15 protein-coding genes are annotated in these 19,210 nt (G+C 71.2%); 9 read left to right on the forward strand and 6 right to left on the reverse strand.

The features are described from left to right. Positions 1-81: 81 nt before the first annotated feature. The 4 genes from AB0J93_RS22500 to AB0J93_RS22515 form a co-directional block, all read right to left on the reverse strand. Positions 82-1,896, reverse strand: coding sequence for a dynamin family protein (locus AB0J93_RS22500; protein WP_363924286.1), 1,815 nt, complete (start codon positions 1,894-1,896; stop codon positions 82-84). Positions 1,897-2,050: 154 nt separating this feature from the next. Continuing rightward, entirely contained in the window at positions 2,051-3,622 is a 1,572-nt protein-coding gene (locus AB0J93_RS22505) for a hypothetical protein (RefSeq protein ID WP_363924287.1), read from the reverse strand. A 139-nt stretch (positions 3,623-3,761) separates the two neighbouring features. Further along, positions 3,762-6,092 carry a helix-turn-helix transcriptional regulator gene (locus AB0J93_RS22510; protein ID WP_363924288.1) on the reverse strand — a complete coding sequence of 777 codons (2,331 nt, stop codon included), beginning with the start codon at positions 6,090-6,092 and terminating at the stop codon, positions 3,762-3,764. 82 nt (positions 6,093-6,174) lie between these two features. After that, positions 6,175-7,521, reverse strand: coding sequence for a ferredoxin reductase family protein (locus tag AB0J93_RS22515; RefSeq protein WP_363924289.1), 1,347 nt, complete (start codon positions 7,519-7,521; stop codon positions 6,175-6,177). A gap of 339 nt (positions 7,522-7,860) precedes the next feature. Between AB0J93_RS22515 and AB0J93_RS22520 the strand changes: the two genes are divergently transcribed. Together AB0J93_RS22520 and AB0J93_RS22525 are read left to right on the forward strand one after the other, a co-directional pair. Further along, positions 7,861-9,108, forward strand: coding sequence for an NAD(P)/FAD-dependent oxidoreductase (locus AB0J93_RS22520; RefSeq protein ID WP_363924290.1), 1,248 nt, complete (start codon positions 7,861-7,863; stop codon positions 9,106-9,108). Between the two features lie 7 nt (positions 9,109-9,115). Next, positions 9,116-9,634 carry a MarR family transcriptional regulator gene (locus tag AB0J93_RS22525; RefSeq protein WP_363924291.1) on the forward strand — a complete coding sequence of 173 codons (519 nt, stop codon included), beginning with the start codon at positions 9,116-9,118 and terminating at the stop codon, positions 9,632-9,634. Here the strand turns inward: AB0J93_RS22525 and AB0J93_RS22530 are convergent, their stop codons facing one another. Next, positions 9,635-10,291, reverse strand: a complete 657-nt coding sequence (locus AB0J93_RS22530; protein WP_363924292.1) for a hypothetical protein — start codon at positions 10,289-10,291, stop codon at positions 9,635-9,637. It lies immediately after the preceding gene. Between the two features lie 284 nt (positions 10,292-10,575). Between AB0J93_RS22530 and AB0J93_RS22535 the strand changes: the two genes are divergently transcribed. The 5 genes from AB0J93_RS22535 (at position 10,576) to AB0J93_RS22555 (ending at position 16,397) form a co-directional block, all read left to right on the forward strand. Further along, positions 10,576-12,645, forward strand: a complete 2,070-nt coding sequence (locus tag AB0J93_RS22535; protein WP_363924293.1) for a serine hydrolase domain-containing protein — start codon at positions 10,576-10,578, stop codon at positions 12,643-12,645. 42 nt (positions 12,646-12,687) lie between these two features. After that, the gene (locus AB0J93_RS22540; RefSeq protein WP_363924294.1) at positions 12,688-14,058 is read left to right on the forward strand and encodes a histidine kinase; all 1,371 of its coding nucleotides are present in this window, start codon (positions 12,688-12,690) and stop codon (positions 14,056-14,058) included. After that, positions 14,055-14,711 (forward strand): response regulator transcription factor, encoded by a 657-nt coding sequence (locus tag AB0J93_RS22545; RefSeq protein WP_363924295.1) that lies wholly within the window; start codon positions 14,055-14,057, stop codon positions 14,709-14,711. Before AB0J93_RS22540 ends, AB0J93_RS22545 begins: the two co-directional genes overlap by 4 nt. A gap of 45 nt (positions 14,712-14,756) precedes the next feature. Next, entirely contained in the window at positions 14,757-15,380 is a 624-nt protein-coding gene (locus AB0J93_RS22550; RefSeq protein ID WP_363924296.1) for a DUF6518 family protein, read from the forward strand. Positions 15,381-15,467: 87 nt separating this feature from the next. Then, positions 15,468-16,397, forward strand: coding sequence for an alpha/beta hydrolase (locus AB0J93_RS22555; protein ID WP_363924297.1), 930 nt, complete (start codon positions 15,468-15,470; stop codon positions 16,395-16,397). Positions 16,398-16,429: 32 nt separating this feature from the next. Here the strand turns inward: AB0J93_RS22555 and AB0J93_RS22560 are convergent, their stop codons facing one another. Further along, a complete protein-coding gene (locus tag AB0J93_RS22560; RefSeq protein WP_099846331.1) occupies positions 16,430-16,696 on the reverse strand; it encodes a metal-sensitive transcriptional regulator in 267 nt (88 codons plus the stop codon). A 165-nt stretch (positions 16,697-16,861) separates the two neighbouring features. Between AB0J93_RS22560 and AB0J93_RS22565 the strand changes: the two genes are divergently transcribed. Beyond that, positions 16,862-17,452 (forward strand): rhodanese-like domain-containing protein, encoded by a 591-nt coding sequence (locus tag AB0J93_RS22565; protein ID WP_363924298.1) that lies wholly within the window; start codon positions 16,862-16,864, stop codon positions 17,450-17,452. Further along, on the forward strand, positions 17,449-19,209 hold the full coding sequence (gene sulP, locus AB0J93_RS22570; RefSeq protein WP_363924299.1) for a sulfate permease: 1,761 nt from the start codon (positions 17,449-17,451) through the stop codon (positions 19,207-19,209). The genes AB0J93_RS22565 and sulP overlap by 4 nt, the downstream gene beginning before the upstream one ends. Position 19,210: the final 1 nt, after the last annotated feature.

The following is a 19,210-nucleotide window of genomic DNA, read 5'->3' on the forward strand; positions in this document are numbered from 1 at the left end:
CGACGGACGGTCGAGGCGAGGCGGCTCCTGGCCGAGGGCGACCCGCCGGTCCTGTCACCTGTCGATCCGAGTCGGCCCAGGTCAGGACACGATCGCCGCTGCGTGTTCTCGCACCTGCCGCAGCCGGTCGAGTTCCGCGGCGAGATCGCGTAGGCGGGTCTCGCGCTCGGTCTTGGTGCGCTGTGCCGCCTCTGCCGCGGCGCTCAGTGCCCGCGTGTTGGACCGGGACAACTCCTCGGCGAGGCCGCTGTAGTGGTCGCGCAGTTGCCGCTGGATCCGGCGCAGGGTGTCCCGGGAGTCCTTGGTCATCACGAAGCTGACCTCGTCGCAGTAGCGCCGGATGGCGTTGCGGGCCTGGTTCTGCCGGCTCGTCCGTTGCCGCTTCTTCTCCTCGCGCAGACCCTTGCGGCCCATCACCAGACCGATTCCGACGCCGATCGGGCCGAGGGCGACGCCGGCCAGGGTGCCGAGCATGGTGAACATCAACGCCCCACCGTAGGCGCTCTTGAGCGCCACCATCGCCTGCTTCCCGACCTTCATCTTCGCCAGTTCGATCTTGTGCTCGAACTGCGCGGCGCCGGCCACCGACACCGGGTCGGTGACCGCCACCTGGCGAAGAGCCTGACCTGCGGCCTCCTGAAAGTGGGTGGCCACGTCGTCGCTGAGAACGATCGACCGGTCCCGGAGCACCATGTAGTTGGCGAGCAGCTCATCGGAAACCCGGGCCTGTAGCCATCGCTCCGTCTCCTCCCAGACATCGGCGGGATCGCCTTCCTCGATCCGCGCGTCGGCTTCCTCGACCAGCCGACGAAACCTGCCGCGCAGGTCGTGATCGATGTCGGAGCTGAGATCGGCGATGCCGTCGCTGAGCGTCTGCTGCCACTTCGCCGCAGCGGTCTTGAGCGCCTCGACCCGCCGCTTCACCTCAGCGAGGTCGTCGATCACCTTCGCCGCAGCGGCAGGGTCCGCCAGCGCGGCGCGTTCCGCCTCGAACTCGCTCTCGATCTGCTCGCAGACCCCGACGACCGAGGCTCCCGCCTGGGCAGCGGCCCTGCTGGCTGCTCCGCCGGCGACCCGCTGCGCCACGAACTTGACCAGGTCAGGGAACCCTGACTCGACGTTGAGTTCCTTGTCGCCGCGGGCGACGGCGCGCCGCCGGAGGTCGGAGGAGACGGCGATGATCGGCGTGTCCCCCGCACCGCTCAGATGTCCCGCGTCGAGATCGCGGATCTTGCGCCAGTGCGGATAGAAGTCGGTCTTGGTCAGTACGCACACGGCAGTACCGCACACCTCTTGGGCCTGGCGCAGGAACTGCAACTCGCTACTGGTGAGTTCCTGCGCCGCGTCGGTGACGAACAGGAGCGCGTCGGCCATCGAGGCCGCGGTCAGGCTGGCCGCCGAATGCACGGAGCCGAGGCCGCCGACTCCGGGAGTGTCGACGATGACGAGGCCGCTGGAGAGCAGCTGACGCGGCAGCCGGATCTCTACCCCGGTCACGCCGGCCACCATGTCTGCGGTCTGCTTCTCCAGCACGAACTCCCGTACCTGGTCGAGCGGTACCGGCTCGCGTCGCGGCGGGATCTCGTCGAACAGCAGCTGAGCGGACGTCTTCTCGCCGTATCGGATGTAGGTCGGCAGGGCGGTGGCCACATCGTCGCTGACCGGGCAGACGTCGTGCCCGACCAGCCCGTTCACCAGCGAACTCTTGCCCTGCTTGAACTCGCCCACCACGACGATGTGTACCACCGGGTCGGCCAGGCCGGCACGGACGACGGCAAGCCTGCGGGCGAGGTCCGCGCGGCCGTACGCCTCGCAGGCGCGGTGCGCGAGGTCGACGATCCGGGTCGCCTGCCGCAGCGTGCCGTCGGCGTCAGGTGACGCAATGGTTGCGGTCAACGTCGTTCCTACCCGTCACATAGGGGTACGGCGCACCGAGCTCGGTCGATCGGTTGCCACGGTCGTGGCGTGGTGGTTCACGCACCCACCACGCCACGATGTCCTCATCCGGCTCGCCGTACGGTCTTCACGAAGTGCTGTCCGAGCCTCGGGCTCAGGCGCCGAGGCTGGGGGCCGGCTCAGGGCCGTCGCCCGAGTCTCCGACAGTGGTGTCGTTGTTGCTGAACGCGTCCACGTCGTTGAACGAATCGTCGTTGTTGAACGAGTCGTCGTTGTTGAACGAGTCGTCGTTGTTGAACGAGTCGTCGACGGACTGGTCGTTGAAGGAGTCGTTGTTCGACTGGTCGTTGAACGAGTCCTGCGTGGTTGCGGCGTCACCGCCGGCGGACAGCGACGAGTCCTTCACACCATCGGCGTTGACGTTCTGCTGGCTGCCCCCACCGAAGTTGAAGTTGATCGGCCCCAGGGCGCCACCGGCCCCGCCGCCGGCGTTGCCGCCGACACCATCGCCCCCGGCGGCGCTCCCACCGCTGGCGGTGCCGCCCGCGCCGCCGGCCCCGCCGTCGCCGCCGTCACCCTCTCCCTCGCCGCTGCCGCTGCCCTTGCCGCGTAGACCGACACCGACGCCGGTGCCGACCCCGACGCCGGCCGCACCGTCACCGCCGCTTCCGCCGTCCGCGGATGCCGCACCGCCGGTGCCGCCGGCACCACCGCTGCCGCCCGCGGTGCCGCCCGCGCCGCCGCTGGTGTCGATGTCGAGCTGAGCGGTCTGGTTGTTGTCCCCCACCACGGCCTTGTCGACGTCGTCGCCGACGATGCCGAAGTTGTCGCCCAGGATCGCCTTGTCGACGTCGCCGTCGGCCTGGACGCCCGAGTTGGTGCCGGTGTTGACGACGCCGTCGATGTCGTCACCCGCCGTCACCGCGTTGTCGCCGGTGTTCCCCACCACGTCGCCATTCTTCGAGGTGCCGAGAAAGGCACCGTCGCCGGTAGCGCCGAGCACGTCGCCGTCGCCGGTGCCGACCACCGAGCCGTCGCCTGCGGTGACCTTGTCCCCGTCGACGAACTCCACCGACGAATTGTCGCCTGTGGCGGCGAAGGCGTCGTCTCCCGCCGCCACCGAACCTCCGGTCGCAGCGACCTGATCCCCATCGCCCTGCTGGGCGACCGCACCGTCGCCGGTGGCGGCGTTGACGTCGCCATCCCCGGTGCTGCCGACGTTGCCGTCGCCGGCCTGGTTGAGGTTGGTGGAGTCGATGTCGATGTCGCCGAGCACCTCGCCGTCCACATCCAGGTCCACCGAGTTGTCGATGTCACTGGAGTTGTCGGTGAAGGTACGGGAGTTGTCCACGACATTCTGGGTGGTGAAGGTCTGGGTGACGTTGCTGACCTGCTGCACGGTCTGCACGGCCGGGGCCGAGGCCGCCGCGCCGGCTCCCCCGCCACCGCTGAAACCCCCGCCACCGCCACCGCTGAAACCGCCGCCACCGCCACCACTGAAGCCGCCGCCACCGCCGGCGGGGCCGCCACCGCTGCCGAAGGCGGCCTCGTTGACGATCTGGTTGACATCTACCGCCGCGAGGGATGCGGCGTCGATGTCGTTGGCGGCGAAGGATCCGGCGGGATCGGCAAGGAACTTCGCGGTTTCCGCCTCGCTACTGAAGACCTTCTCGAAGAGCGCCCGGATGTTCTCGATGATCAACGGAGTTACTTCCACAGTAGACATGGCTTCCTGCTCTGCTCGGGGCCGGTCACACCGGCCGGACGCTTAGAAGCTTGCGGCTCGCGGCCGGTGCCTCGCATCGGGGCTATCCCCGTTCTCGGCGCCGGGGATTAGGGGACCGATTCCGCCAGGCCTCAGTTGGCTACGGCTCCGCAGGAAGACGGCTGCGCAGGGCGGCGATCATCTCCGCTCTGCTTCCGGCCCCCAACTTGGCCCGGATCCGGGCGACGTGGTGCTCCACCGTCTTCGGGGAGACGTACAGCTGCGAACCGATCTCCCGATGGGTACGGCCCGCCAGCACCAACCGGGCCACCTCCACCTCCCGGTCGGACAAGCTGCCCCGACCCGCGTCCTGAGCCGAGCCAGCCACAGAGACCTCCACAAAGGACAGCTCCCGAGCGCGCTCCAGCAGACGACGCGCGGCCGAAGGGTCGCTGGTCCGGATCGCGGCATGACCGAGCAGCCGGGACGACTCCCACGGCAGGCCGACCGCTTCGAGCTCAGCGGCGTCCGCCAGCACACCGTCCGGGCAAACATCGCCAGCGAATGCGGCGCTCCACCGGATGGCGGCCCGGCACTGGGCCTGTTGCCGGCTGCCCAAGGGTTCGAGGCTGCCGAGGTGACTGGCAGCGGCAGTCGATGCCCGCTGGTCCTCGCCGACAATGGCGATCTGCAGTCGGATCCAGCCGAGCGACACCGCCCAGTCCAGCGGCCGATCGAGCCGGCCCACCACCGCCTCGAGGTCGTCGAGAACCGGTGTGATCCGCCGATGCTGCCGCAGTCGCGCTGCGGCGACCAGAATCTCCTCGATCATCTCCAGGTGCGTCAGATCCACCGCACGCCGGGCGAGGACCGGTTCGGCGTACGCCCACGCCGCGCGGAGTTGGGCGATGTCGCCCCGGCGCCGGGCGATCCCGGCGGTGAGACACGCGAACGTCAGACGTTCCCGGCCCGGCAACGGCACACCGGAAAGGCGTTGGAGTTCGGCCAGGGCGGTGTCGTACCGGCCGGCCCGTAACCGGGCCCAGGCCAGGAGTGTCCGGTGCCGGTTGTGGGCCGCCGGTCCGCCGAGCCCCGCGGTCAACGCCCGCTCCAGCAGGTGCTCGGCGGTGGCGACGTCACCGGCGGTCACCGCGACCACCGCACCGAGCGCGTGTGGCAGATCGGGAACCGGAACCGCTGGCGGCGCCTGCTCGTAGGCCTCGGCGGCCTCGATCAGCAGCGGCAGGGCATCGGTGGGTCTGCCGATCGCCAGCGCCGCCTCGGCGAGGAGACGCAACGGCAGCTGCCCCTCACCCGTTGCCGCAGATCGCGCCGGTTCCGGCTGGCCGGTCGCCATCAGTGCCGGGACGGCCAGGACCGGACCGGGAGGGCTGGCACTGGTCAGCGCTTTGGCAGCGCGGCCCGGGCGACCGTCGTAGGCCGCGGCGACACCGGCGACAAGCCGCAGTCGAGCGGCATCCGTCGGGGACCCGGTGGCGGCGTCCACGTCCACGGGCAGGCCCAGCAGGATCGCCGCCTCCGCCCTGCCGGCGGCCACGGCGGCCGGGTCGGCGCCGGCGTCGAGCGCCTCGTCGTACCAGAACAAGGCACGGTCGGGCGTGGCGAAGCGAAGCTGGTCCCCGGCCTGCTGGTAAACGGTAGCCGCGGTGGGGGTACGGGCGCGGGCCGCCTGCAGTTGCTCTGCGGCGCGAACCGGGTCGGCACCGCCGGCCAGCAGTGCCCTCGCCACGGTGTCGTGCAGCCGGCGACGTTCCGGCGGTGACAGGTCGGCGAGGACCGCGCGAGCGACGGCCGGGATCATCCGCTCACCGCCGGGCACCAGCAGCCCCTGATCGTGCAGCGAGCGTGTTGCCGCGGCCGCCTGCGCCGGGCTCAGCCCAGCGGCCGTGCAGACGACATCGTCATCGAGATCCAGACCGAGCGCGAGAATCGCGGCCAGTTCGGCGGTGTCGCGCCCGGTACCGGCGAGTCGGCGTTGCAGACGGGCGACAAGCGCGGGTGGCGTGCCATCCGGGGTAGCCGCCACCGCCTCGGCCACGGCGGCCAACCCTGCCGAGGCATCGTGGACCGCGGCCACATGTTCGGCCGTCACCGGACGGCCGAGCACGGCGGCTACCAGTGCGGCAAGGGTGTCGTGGGCGAGCGGGCCGAGGTGTTCGACGGTACCCAGGGCCGCGACCGCCTCGTCGAGGTCAGCCAGTTCCGGCCCCTTGATCGTGGGGCGGCGGCTGATCGCCATCGGCACCCCGGTACGGGCGGCGGCGGCCAACATCAGCAGCACTTCCTCCGGCAGCCGGTGCGCGTCGTCGACCACGACCATCGCGCCTTCGGTACGGGCCCGGGCGACGAGGGTGGCCAACTCCTCGGCGGACGTGGCGGCGGCCGGGAGGACGGGCCGCCCGGAGGCTGCGGCGACCTCACCGAGCCGGCGGGTGCGCCCGGCCCCGTCAACACCCACCACCACAGTCACCCGTACGCTTTCCCTTCGCCCTTGTCGTCCCGGCAGTTCTTTGTTGATGGGGGCGCGGCTGCCCTGCGGTGTACCAGGGAGGTCACCCGCCAGCGAGGCGGAAGAGTTCCGCGTGGACCTGGCGCTTCGGGACACCGAGCCGACGCAGGGTATCCAGCACGGCCAGGGTGAGCGGCGGTGGACCGCAGATGAACACGTCCCGTTCGGTGACGTCGGGTACCAGCTTGGCGAGGTTTGCCGGCGCGAAGGGATTGTTGTCCGGTCCGGTGCGCCCGGCCAGCAGGTGTAGTCGAGCACCGCGGGCCTGGGCGAGATTCTGCAACTCTCCGAGCAGAACGGCCTTGGCGGCGTCCCGGACGCGGTAGAGGATGACCACGTCGGTCAGGTCCGGGTCCTCCAGCAGGGCACGGATCGGCGTGATGCCGATTCCGCCGGCGATCAGCAGGGTCGACTCACGGACACGCTGCGACGCGGTGAGTGCGCCGTACGGTCCTTCGGCGAAGACCCGGTTGCCGGCCCGTAGACCACGTAGTCCTGAGCTGGTGGTGCCGACGCCTTTCGCGGTCAGCCGTAGGGAGCGGCCGTCCGGGGCGGCGGACAGGGAGAACGGGTTGACCTGCCACCAACGGTTGTGTCCGGGAAAACGCCACAGGAAGAAGTGCCCGGCGCGGGCGGGCAGCAGGTGTAGGTCGCGGCCGGTGATGTGCACCGAGACCGCGTTGTCCGGTTCGGGAACCACAGCGGCGACCCGCAGGCGGTGCCGGGCGTTGCGGATCAGCGGGAGGAAAAGCCGGCCGACGAGCAGTGCGCCGATGGCGAAGGCCCAGAGACCCCACCAGTAGATCTGGCTCAGCGCGTTGCCGGTGAACGAGGTTCCCTTGTACACCTGATGCAGCACCGCGAGCAGGACCGCCGCGTAGAGCAGCAGATGAATCGCGTGCCAGACCTCGTACGGCAGGCGCTTACGCGCAGCCTGCACCGAGAACCCGACAACGACGAGCATGACGGCGACGGCGATCATGCCCAGCAGGACCGGCAGCTGCCGGGACAGGGTCACCGTCTCACTCAGGAACGAGACGTTGCTGTAGGTGGCGAATCCCAGCAGCACGACCACCGGGTGCAACACGGCGAGCCAGAAAGTCGTGAGACCGGTCCATCGGTGCCAGATGGTGAGGTGGTCCATGCCGAAACCGCGGTCCAGCAACGGCAGGCGCGCGATCAGCAGCAGTTGCACGACCATCGCGAAGGCCAGATACAGGCCGAGCAGACGGCCTATCGCACCGAGGACGTTGTACGCCGGCGGCCCGGCCAGGAAGAACATCGCATGGATCACGACGACGTTGACAAGGAGGAAGACCGTGGTCGCGACGCGCGCGACACTCGTGGCGTGGAAAGTTGTCGACATCGGTGGCTGAGAGACAGCAGTCATCCCGTCTTCCTGTCGGTCCGTCATGTCAGGGGCACCGCGATCCTCGCGTCGTCGCTGGCCCCGCGTCGGTCCGGCCCACCGGGCCGCCATTCGTGGCATCGACATCGGCAACGGAAGCCTGGTCCGTTCTCATATGCGGGGCCTTCCTCGGCAACCGGGGCCTGCGACGTCAGACCCAGCCATAGCTTCCCGGTCCCACACCTTCGGAGCTTGGGGAACATCTGAGGAACTGCTGAGGGTCGAGCCGGACCAGCGACACCACGAACCGGCACTTGACGGTACGGGCAAGAGCCGGGCTGACAAGCTTGCCCAGATTATCTTAGTCATTAAGATAACTGCATGAGCGTATCGACTGACTTCTCGGTGGCCATCGCCGGCGCCGGCCTCTCCGGCCTCTGTCTCGCCCAGTACCTGATGCGCGCCGGCATCGACGTGCACGTCTACGAGCAGGACTCGGGCCCCTTCGTCCGGCGGCAGGGCTACCGGATCATCCTCGACCGGTACGGTCTGGCGGCGCTGCGCGAGAGCCTGCCCCGCCCGCTGTACCGCCTGGCGCTTACCACCGGCGACGAGCCCGGTGGGCAGCTGCGCTTCACCGACAGCCGGCTGCGGGACGCATTCACCATCACCTTCAAGGACGAGCCGTACGCGACCCGCCAGGTCGACCGGCTGACCCTGCGGTCGATCCTGCAGTCCGGGCTGGACGGGCGCATCCACTACGGCAAGACCGCCGTCGCGGTGGACAGTGACGACCCGGCCCGGCTACGGCTGCGGTTCTCCGACGGCGGAGCCGCCGCGGCGAACGTCGTCGTGGGCGCGGACGGCGTCGGCTCGGCGCTGCGCGCGCAGCTGATGCCGGACGCGCATCCGGCGGACACCCCGATGGTCGGCATCTACGGCCGGTCGCCCCTGCGGCGCAACGGCGAGAGCGTCATTCCGGACGCGCTGCGTACCAGCGGGGTCCTGGCCATCGCCGACCGGCCCGGCCGCGCCTTCTTCTTCACCTCGATGCGGTTCGGCGAGCGCCCGCGGGAGGCGTTCGCGCGTCTGGCCCCGGGCAGCTACGCGCCCACCGGCGATGACTACGTCATGTGGGCCCTGCTGCTCCGCCAGGAGGAGGTGCCCATCGACGTACGCGGGCACCTGCTGGCGCTCTGGAAACAGGCCGCAGTGATGAGCGAGGACTTCCACCCGCTCATCCGACGGCTGGTCGACACGGCCGAGGTGGACGCCACGGTGCTCAACCTTTTCGCCACCGGCCAACGCCCACACCAGTGGGCGGCGCCCAGGGCGACGATGATGGGTGACGCCGTGCACGTCATGCCACCGTTCGGTGCTCAGGGCGGCAACACCGCGCTCCGCGACGCCGCCCTGCTCGGCCAACGGCTGGTCGAGGCCCGAACGAACGGCACGCCGGTGGAGGAGGCGATCGCCGGCTACCAGAACGAGATGGTGCCGTACGCCTTCCGCGCCGTCGACACCGCCGCCAGGCTGATGCGCCGACTCACCGGGGGCGCCGCCGCACCGCACTGGGTGCTGACCCGCGTGTTACCTCGCTTGCACCGGGTGACCGTACCGGAGGCATGATGGCGTCATGTCCCACGAGCCGGCCCGTGCCTCCGCGATCGCCGACCTCATGCGCGCCGGGCGGGAGACGTCGCGGCTGTCCATGGTGTTCCGGTACGCCATCGCGGAGCGGCTGGGCCTCACCGTGAGCGACCTGGAGTGCCTGGACCACCTGGCCGATGTCGGCTCCGCCACCGCGGGGCAGGTCGCCGAGCGGACCAACCTCACCACCGGGGCGGTGACCAGCATGCTCCGCCGGCTCCAGCAGGCGGGCTACGTGACGGCCGAGCGCGATCCGGCGGACCGGCGGCGGGTGATCGTCACCCTGCGGCCCGAGCGAATCGCCGAGTTGACGCGACCGTACGAGCGGTTCGCCGAGCGGGCGGAGCGGCTCATCGAGGGCTACAGCGTCGAGGAGGTCTCGCTGCTGGTCCGGCACTACGACCGCATGCAGGCGATGTACCTCGCCGAGTTGGACCGCATCCGCGGCGACCCCGACGAAGGTGGGAATCGCGGAGCCGCGGTGCGGAGCCGCGCGGTGAAGTGATCAGTTTCGGTCGGGTGCCGGGCCGTTGTCGTTGAACCGGAAGCTGCTCGCCGGTGGCGCGTCGCCCAACTCCTCCAGGATCAGCCCGGAGTCCCGCGACGTCCGCAGGTAGGCGGAGTTGTTGCTGATCAGGAACCCCTCGTCCGCGTCGGCGGCGGAGATGGTGAACTGCTGGCGCGGCTCGTCCTCCCGGCAGGCGGCACCTTCCACCACCAGCGGTCGGCCGCCGCCCGGGTTGCGGACCTGCCAGCAGACCGGCTCACCGGTGCCGGGGCCGCCGCCGGCCCCACGGTACGACCGGATCAGGAAGTTCTGCCCGCTCAGCGGGGTCGGCACGAACAACTGCCGACCGCTGTCGTCGTCCACCTCGGCCAGGCGGCCGTCGTCGGTCAACGACAGTCCCGCCTCGAAGCCGTCGACCCGGGTGATGGTGATCTGGCGGGTACCGGACAACTCCGCCGGGGTGGCGGTCGGCACCGGGCTGGTCGGCGCCGACGCCGTGGGCATGGGCACCGCCGTGGTGGCCTCGGCGATCGGCGTCCTGGTGGCCGTCGGCGACGGGGAGACCTCGTCGGTGGCACTCGTGCCACCGCAACCTGCGGCTCCCACGGCCAGCGCCACCAGCCCCACGCCGGCAAACCAGTTTCGCATCGACATCCTCGCTCCCCCATCCCGGCCGTGCGGGCACGCACCACGCACCCCCAGGTCCACCTCGTCGACGGTCGGCGCACCGCCCCCAGAACGTCCTCGTTGATCGACGTACCCGGCAGGGCGGGCGGGTATGCGACACCGCCCCGGGTTGCTACTCAGGTCGTAAGTCGAATGCCGTCCTGCGCCAGATGTCGCGCCGACGGCACTCACGCAGGCTGGCACCAGGCCCCGGGTGACGCCGTACGGAAGCTTTCCGGACACCCGTGCGGCCCGGAAGGTGGCAGCGGACCGTGACCCACGAGACCGTTACCCGACCTCGCCCAACCCGATCCCGGTCGCGCCGCGTACGAGTCGGCGCGGCCCTGGCCACGGCGGTCGCCGTCGCCGCGACGGTGATGGGGTGCGGCACGTCGCAAGCCGACCCGGCACCGCCCGGTTCCGCACCGGCTGTCCCGGGAGCATCGGCCGCCCCCGCCGCGTTGACCGGCGCGAACGTCAACGCCTGGCTCGACGGGCTGCTGCCGGCCGCACTGGCGCGTACCGGCGTCGCCGGCGCGAGCGTCGCCGTGGTCCGGGACGGCGAGATGCTCACCGCCCGGGGATACGGACACGCCGACACCGGTGGCGGTGACGCGGATGCGGTACCGGTCGATCCCGACCGGCACCTGTTCCGGGTGGGATCGGTGTCCAAGCTGGTCACCGCCACCGCGGTGCTGCAACTCGTGCAGAGCGGCAAGCTCCAGCTGGACACCGACGTCGCCGAGTACCTCGATTTCACCGTGCCCCGCCGCTACCCGCAGGACGTCACGCTGCGGCACCTGCTCACCCACACCGCCGGGTTCGAGGAGCGGATCGCCGGTCTCATCGGCACCACCGGCAACGACGTCGACCTGCGGGCCGCCCTGACCGACGACCCACCGGAGCAGATCTACCAGCCGGGCACGGTGCCGGCCTACTCCAACTACGGCAACGCGCTGGCCGGCTACATCGTCGAGCGGGCCAGTGGCGTCCGCTTCGAGGAGTACGTCGCCGGCAACGTGCTGGCCCGCGCCGGCATGACGTCGTCGACCTTCGAACAGCCGTTGCCCCCGCACCTGACCGACCGGATGTCCAACGGGTACGAACGCGCCGGTGCGCCCGCCGCACCGTTCGAGATCGTGAGCACTCCCCCGGCCGGCGCGCTCAGTGCCCCGGCAACGGACATGGCCCGGTTCATGCTCGCCCAACTGGGCGAGCGGGTGGGTGCGGCGCCGCTGCTCGACGCGCCGACGCGGGAACTCATGCAGCGCCCGGCACTCGACTCAACGTCGCTCGGCACGCTCGCCGAGGGCCCTCGGATGACCCTCGGCTACTTCGACGAGAGCCGCAACGGGCACCGCATCCTCGGCCACGGCGGCGACACCCTCTACTTCCACTCCCACTTGCAGCTCTACCCCGACGACCGGACCGGCATCTACCTCTCGCTGAACAGCACCGGGGAGGGTGCGCTGGACAGTCACGAGCTGCGGCAGGCCGCCCTGAACGGCTTCGCCGACCGCTACTTCCCCGCCGAGGCCACGCAACAGGTCGCAGGCACGCAACCGGCCGGAAGCACACAGCCGGCCGGTGGTGTCGACCCGGCCTCCGCCGCCGAGCACGCCGCGCTGGCCGCCGGGACGTACGAGAGTTCGCGGGCGGTACGGGGCAACTTCCTGACCATGATGGGGCTGGTCGGGCGTACCACCGTCAGCGTCACCGACGGTGACCGGCTGCTGTTCGAGCCCGCGCCGCTGTCCGACTCCCCCGCGCTGTACGAGGAGGTCTCGCCGTGGGTGTGGCGCGAGGTCGGCGGGCAGCGCACCGTGGCGATGCGGGTGGCCGACGGCCGGGTGGAGGCGATCAGCTTCGACTCCGCGTTCGCGCTGCTGCCGGTGCCGTCCGAACGCGACTCGGCGCTGGTGCTAACGGTGCTCGCCGCATCCACCGTGGTCCTGCTGCTCGTGGCCCTCTCGTGGCCGGTACGCGCCATCGTCCGCCGCCGCCTCGGCCGCGCGCCCCGGGACCGGGCCGGCCGGACCGCACGGATCCTCACCCGGGTCGCCGTGGGCGGCACACTGCTCGCCCTCGCCGGCTGGGCGGTGAGCCTGGTCAGCATCATGGGTCTGCAGGACGTCTCCGCGACCAGCCTGCGGGTGGTGCAGCTGCTGCAGCTGATCGGCCTGCTCGGGGTGCTGCCGGCCGCGGTCCGGCTGGTCGACGACATCCGAGGCCGGGCCGGCTGGCACCGGATCACCGGCAGCGTGGCGGTGCTGCTCGCGCTGGCCGGCACGGGTTGGTTCGCCGTCGAGTTCATGCTGCTGGCCCCTAGCATCTCCTACTGACCGACACGAACCGGAACGATCCGGAGCGAGGATGGCCATCGCATGTCCGACCACAGCGGCACCGTCACGGACGCCGTCGACGTCCCGGGCCCACCCCGGCTGACCAAGTGGTTCGACGAGCGGCTGACCCGGGTCGGGGTGACCGGCCGGTTCGCGCGGGACTGCCTGCTCGCGGCGCTGCTCACCGTGCTGACGTTCCTGATCCTGACGCTGTTGTTCCGGATCGTGGCACCGGCGCAGGGTCTCACCTTCGGCCCGGCGCGGGCCTGGCTGGTCATCGCCCTGTGCAGCGGGCAGGCGATGCTGCTGTGCCTGCGTCGGGTCCGGCCGCTGCTCTGCCTCGCGCTCGTCGTCGGCGTCCAGGTGCCGGTCATCGTCCTGTCGGTGCCCGAGGCGACGATCCGCGGCATCGCACCGTTCGTCGCGGCGTACACCGTCGGCACGCTGCTCCCGGTTCGTCCGGCGCTGCTGGCTGCCGGCGCCGCCGTGGTGGTTGAGACGGCCAGCGCGGCCGTGGCGGTACGCACCGCCGGCGCGGCCGAACTCGCCGTCGGTGAACCAGGTTCCGGGCCGCTCGCCACGAGCGTCGGCCAGCTCGCCGCGAGCGCGTTGACCTATCTCGGTCTCGTCTTCGTCGGCAGCTACGTGGCCACCTACCGGCGCTACCTGCAACTGGTGCGGGTCCGGGCGGACGAGGCGGTGCGGGCGCAGCAGGCCACGGTGCGCGCGGCGATCGGCGCGGAACGCGCTCGGATGGCGCGCGAGTTGCACGACGTCGCCGCCCATCACCTGTCCGGCATGGTGGTGCAGGCGGCGGCCGCCGAGCGGCTGATCGACCCGGACCCGTCGGCGGCGAAGACCGCGGTGGCGTGGATCCGGTCCCAGGGCAAGGAGACGCTTGACAATCTCCGGCTCGTCGTGGGAGTGCTGCGTGGTCGCCCAGGTGACAGCGACGGCAACGATCCGGTGCCCGGGTTGGCCATGCTCGACGATCTCGTCCGCGGTGCCCGGCAGCTCGGCACCCCGGTCGAGTTCGTCCGGCACGGGCCGCATCGCGACGTGCCGCCGATCGCCGACGTCGCGCTGTACCGGATCGTCCAGGAGTCGCTCTCCAACGCCCGCCAGCACGCCCCGGGCGCACCGGTACGCGTGGAGCTGCGCTTCCGGTCCCGGAAGGTGTCGGTGGAGGTGCACAACGGCCGGTCGATCCGGCGGGCCGAGCCGAGGTCGTCGACCACCGGCGGGGTCGGGCTGGTGGGCATGCGCGAGCGGGCACATCTTATCGGCGGGCAGTTCACCGCCGGCCCGACGGCGACCGGCGGATGGTCGGTCGCGGTGACGGTGCCGACGACCGGGGACGATGCCCGCGCCACCGGGGCGACCGCGAACGCGAACGGAGACAACCGGAGATGATCACAGTGATGCTCGTCGACGACCAGTCCGTCGTACGGGCCGGCTTCCGGGTCATCCTCGAACAGGCCGGCGACATCGAGGTGGTGGGTGAGGCGTCGAGCGGGTCCGCGGCCGTCGAACTGGCCCGCCGGCTCCGACCCGAGGTCATCTGCATGGACGTACGCATGCCCGGCGGTGACGGTCTCACCGCGACCCGCCGGATCGTCGCCGAGGCGGTCGGGTCGCCGCCGGCCGTGCTGGTGGTCACCACCTTCGACCTCGACGAGTACGTCTTCGGCGCGCTGGAGTCCGGTGCCAGCGGCTTCATCCTCAAGGACTGTGAGCCGGAGGAGCTGATCGAGGCGGTGCGGCGCCTCGCTGACGGTCAGGGGCTCGTCGACCAGGCCGTGACCCGACGCGTCATCGCCGAGTTCGCCCGCCGTACCCCGGCACCGGCGACCGATGCCGCCGCCGCGCATCAGCTCACCGCGCGGGAGGTCGAGATCATCGGTCTACTCGCCCACGGCCTGTCGAACGTCGAGATCGCCGACGAGCTGTTCATCGAGACCAGCACGGTCAAGTCGCATCTCGGCCGCGCCATGGCCAAGATCGGCGTGCGGGACCGGCTCCAGACGGTCGTCTGGGCCTACCGCAACGGCGTCGCACCGCGTTGACCCGCGATGTGCGGGGCCGGTGCATACCCGGTATGCTCCCCCGGCATGCGGCCTGAACCCGACAACCGGCAGGTGGCGCTCGCGGCGGTACTGGGCGGTCTGCTGCTCGGCTGCCTCGACTTCATCTGGATCAAATACGTGCCGTATCCCGTCGGTGACCTGGGCAACTCCAGCGCGGTGTGGGCGGTCGCCGCGTTCTTCTTCGGCCTCTGGGTCCGGTCGGGCCGGCTGCGCGCGGCGGTGGGCGCCGCCGTCGCGCTCGTGGTCGCGGTGCCCGGCTACTACGCCACGGCGGCCCTGGTGCAGGGCGACGACTGGGCCGTGCTGTGGGCACCGACGTCCCTGCTCTGGATGTGCTTCGGTGTCCTCGCCGGAGTGCTCTTCGGCGTCGCGGGAGTGTGGGCACACCGGCCCGGCTGGCAACAGATCGTCGGGCCGGCGCTGCCGGCCGCGGTGCTGTTCGCCGAGGCGGGACTGGAGATCCGCCGGATCGGCCACCCGAACTACGGCGACGACCCGATCTGGGACGCCCTGATCAGGATCGCGCTCGGCCTGCTGGTGCTCGCCCTGGCCGGGCGGACGAACCGGCAACGCGCGCTGGCCCTCGCCGTGGCGTTGCCACTGGCGCTGGCTGGCTTCGCGGCATTCCTGCTGGCTGGCTTCCGCTGACGCAGCGAGCGACGTTCCTTACGGTCGACTGCGGGGCCTGCGGCGGGGGGCGGGCCGGCATTGACGGCTCCCAGCACACTGCGTCCCATGGGCGTTGGCACCGGAACCTGTGAGGTGACGTTCCACCACGGTGACGTCCGGCTGGCGGGCACCCTGAGCGTGCCCGATCACCCCGGCCGGCGGCCCGGTGTCGTCATGATCGGCGGCTCCGGGCCGGCCGATCGCCACAACGACGTGCTGTTCCCACCGATCCGTCAGCATCTGCTCGAGGCCGGCATCGCGGTGCTGTCGTACGACAAGCGCGGTGTCGGCGCCTCGTCCGGCGACTGGATCGCTTCGTCCCTGGACGACCTGGCGGCCGACGCGGACGCGGCCGTCCGCTTCCTGCGGGCCCAGCCCGCGATCGAGGGGCGGGCCGTGGGCATTGTCGGCCACAGCGAGGGCGGGTGGGTCGGGCTACGGGCCGCCGCAGCGCTGGTGACCGATGTCGCGTTCGTGGTCACGAGTGGCTGCCCGGGGATGTCCCCGGCCGTGCAGGACCGCTACGCGCTGGTCAACCTGCTGCGGCAGGTCGGTCAGGTGGTGGAGGCGGACATCGACCGGGTATTGGCGCTGCACGACCGGCTCGTGGCGGCCGGTCGGCGCGGCGCCAGCTTCGCCGAGGCGACCCGGATCGTACGCACCGAGATGCCCGCCGGCCTGCCCGCGTACTGGCATGACGTGGACGAGCGGCTGTGGGAGTTCATGAAGCGCAAGCAGGACCACGACCCGGTCCCCGACCAGGTGCGGCTGCGCTGCCCACACCTGGCCACGTTCGGCGGCGCCGACCAGATCGTGCCGGTCGCGGAGAGCGTCCACCTGTTCGGCGGCGCGGCCTGCCGCACCGACCGGGATCCCCGGGCGACGCTTACCGTGCAGGTCTTCCCGGGTGCCGATCATCGGCTGCTCCGTGCCGACGGCACCTTCGCCGACGGCTACCTGGACACCCTCGCCGGCTGGATCCTCGCGCGGATCTGAGGCCATCGGGCGCGGTGGCTCGACGGCGGAACTCAGGCCAGCGACAGGAAGAGCTTCTCCATCTGTTCGAGGTTGGCCTTGCGGTCCTCCCCGGCGGAGCCGCTGACGCACTGTTCCAGACCGCTCGCGATGATCTTGAAGCCGGCGCGGTCCAGCGCCCGCGAGACCGCCGCGAGCTGGGTCACCACCTCGGCGCAGTCCCGGCCGTCTTCGAGCATGCCGATGACGCCGCGAATCTGACCCTCGGCACGGCGAAGTCGCTTGACCACGTCACCGACCGCATCCTCGTCGACCTGCATTCCCCACCCCTTCCCACGTCGTCGAACAACAGTACACCGGGGGGTATTTCCCGCCGGCTGACCACGAGCGACCCGGGGGTCATTTGCGGTTCACCGATTCTTGGTCAATACTCGAGGCAAGATACCCCCAGGGGTATGTAGCCGAGCCTGAGGATGGAGTGTCCCGTGACCGCCAGGAGCAGTTCCCCGACCATCGACGTGCCCACCGCACGAGCCCTGATCGCCAACAACCCCGACGTGCTGATCGTCGACGTGCGTACCCCGGGCGAGTTCGAGACCGCGCACGTCCCCGCCTCGATCAACCTGCCGCTCGACCAGGTCGACGCGCACCTGGGTCGGATCGTCAACGACGCGGGCGGCCGGATCCTGCTGATGTGCCAGTCCGGCAACCGGGCCACGACGGCCTGCACCCGACTGGCCGACGCCGGTCTGACCGACGCCACCGTCATCACCGGCGGCATGAACGCCTGGGTCGCCGCGGGTGGGGCGGTCGAGCGCGGCCGGCAGCGGTGGAGTCTGGAACGCCAGGTCCGCCTCGTCGCCGGCGGGGTCGTGCTGCTCGCCGTCATCGCCAGTGTCTGGGTGCCCGCCGCCCGATTCGTGGCCGGCTTCATCGGCGCCGGCCTGACCTTCGCCGCCCTGACCGACACCTGCGCGATGGGCGCGATGCTGTCCCGGCTGCCCTACAACCGCGGCGCCGGTTGCGACGTCGACCGGTCCCTGGCGCGGCTGCGCAACGAACGGCAACAGGCGTGAACGGTACGGACGTCCGGCAGGACCGCTCCGGCGTGGCCCGGGTGGTGCCCCTGCTCGGATGGTTGCGCCACTACGACCGCCACACCCTGCGCCACGACCTGATCGCCGGTCTGACCGTGGCGGTCATGCTGGTGCCGCAGAGCATGGCCTATGCCGCGCTGGCCGGTATGCCCCCGGTCACCGGCCTCTACGCCTCGATCGTGCCGTTGCTGGTCTACGCGCTGCTGGGCAGTTCCGGATCGCTGGCCGTCGGGCCGGTGGCCATCACCGCGTTGATGACCGGCACCGCACTGGCTCCTCTCGCCGGCAGCGACCCCGCCCGTTACGCCGCCCTCGCCGGCCTGCTCGCCCTGCTGGTCGGCGCGATCCAGGTGCTGATGGGTGTGCTCCGGCTCGGTGCCCTGGTCAACTTCATGTCCCACTCGGTGCTGTCCGGGTTCACCTCCGCCGCCGCGATCGTGATCGCGGCCAGCCAGGTGAAGGACCTGCTCGGACTCGACGCCGGGCGCGCGGAGACCTTTCCGGAGATCGCCGCGTCGCTCTGGCGTTCGGCCACCACCGTCCACCCGCTGACGGTCCTCGTCTCGCTGACCAGCGTCGCCGGTCTGCTGCTGCTGCGCCGCTACCTGCCGAAACTGCCCGGCGCCCTGCTCGTGGTGGCGGGCGTCACCGTGGCCAGCGCCGCATTCGCCCTCGGCACGCACGGCGTACGGATCCTCACCGAGGTCCCCGGCGGGCTGCCCGCCCCGGCCGTCCCCGCCCTGGGCGGCTCGGACGTGACGGCATTGCTGCCCGCCGCCGTGGCGATCGCACTTGTCGCCTACATGGAGGGCATCGCCGTGGCCAAGTCCCTCGCGGCGCGGAGCCGCCAGCAGATCAGCCCCAACCAGGAACTCGCGGCGGTCGGCTCGGCAAACGTCGCGGCCGGCCTGTTCCAGGCGTTCCCGGTGGCCGGCGGTTTCTCCCGCAGCGCGGTGAACTTCTCCGCCGGGGCACGTACCCCGCTGGCCAGTGTGGTCACCGCCCTGATGGTGGCCCTGACCGCGGTGTTCCTGACGCCGGCCTTCCACCACCTGCCCAAGGCGGTGCTCGCCGCCATCGTGGTGGTCGCGGTGCTCGGGCTGGTCGACCGCCGGTCGGCGGTGACCGCGTGGCGGACCCGCCGCTCGGACGGCCTGACCCTCGCGCTCACCTTCGTGGTCACCCTGCTGTTCGGGGTCGAACCCGGTCTCGCCGCCGGCGTGGCGTTCGCCCTGGCGGTCTTCCTGTGGCGTTCGGCCCGGCCGCATCTGGCCGAACTCGGCCGGGTGCCGGGCACGCAGACGTACCGCAACGTGGCGCGCTACGCGGGCCTGGTCACCGACCCCCGGGTCGCGATCGTCCGGGTGGACGGGCCGCTGTACTTCGCCAACGCCCAGTTCCTGGAGGACCGGCTGCTCAGCCTGGCCGAGCAACGGCCGGAACTGACGTCACTGGTGCTCGACGCGAGCGCGATCAGCGACACCGATGTCGACGGTGCCCACGCCGTCGCCGAGCTGCACCAACGTCTCGCGTCCCGGGGCGTGGCGCTGCACCTGGCAACGGTCCGTGGGCCGGTGCGTGACCTGCTCGGGCGGGCCGGCGTGTGGCAGACGGTGCATGGCGCCGGTCAGGTGCACCCTGACCTGACCGCAGCGCTGACGGCCACCGGCGGCGGGGTGACGCAGCCGGTGCCCGGCACACCCGTACGGCCGCCGTCACCACAGGAGGTGTTCTAGC

The sequence above is a fragment of the Micromonospora sp. NPDC049374 genome, assembly GCF_040677165.1.
GTDB lineage: Bacteria > Actinomycetota > Actinomycetes > Mycobacteriales > Micromonosporaceae > Micromonospora.

Excerpts from the sequence above, each read along its gene's own strand:
- AB0J93_RS22505 (WP_363924287.1), bottom strand. The coding sequence starts at position 3,622 with ATGTCTACTGTGGAAGTAACTCCGTTGATCATCGAGAACATCCGGGCG.
- AB0J93_RS22515 (WP_363924289.1), bottom strand. The coding sequence starts at position 7,521 with ATGACTGCTGTCTCTCAGCCACCGATGTCGACAACTTTCCACGCCACG.
- AB0J93_RS22520 (WP_363924290.1), top strand. The coding sequence starts at position 7,861 with ATGAGCGTATCGACTGACTTCTCGGTGGCCATCGCCGGCGCCGGCCTC.
- AB0J93_RS22525 (WP_363924291.1), top strand. The coding sequence starts at position 9,116 with ATGTCCCACGAGCCGGCCCGTGCCTCCGCGATCGCCGACCTCATGCGC.
- AB0J93_RS22530 (WP_363924292.1), bottom strand. The coding sequence starts at position 10,291 with ATGTCGATGCGAAACTGGTTTGCCGGCGTGGGGCTGGTGGCGCTGGCC.
- AB0J93_RS22540 (WP_363924294.1), top strand. The coding sequence starts at position 12,688 with ATGTCCGACCACAGCGGCACCGTCACGGACGCCGTCGACGTCCCGGGC.
- AB0J93_RS22545 (WP_363924295.1), top strand. The coding sequence starts at position 14,055 with ATGATCACAGTGATGCTCGTCGACGACCAGTCCGTCGTACGGGCCGGC.
- AB0J93_RS22550 (WP_363924296.1), top strand. The coding sequence starts at position 14,757 with ATGCGGCCTGAACCCGACAACCGGCAGGTGGCGCTCGCGGCGGTACTG.
- AB0J93_RS22555 (WP_363924297.1), top strand. The coding sequence starts at position 15,468 with ATGGGCGTTGGCACCGGAACCTGTGAGGTGACGTTCCACCACGGTGAC.
- AB0J93_RS22560 (WP_099846331.1), bottom strand. The coding sequence starts at position 16,696 with ATGCAGGTCGACGAGGATGCGGTCGGTGACGTGGTCAAGCGACTTCGC.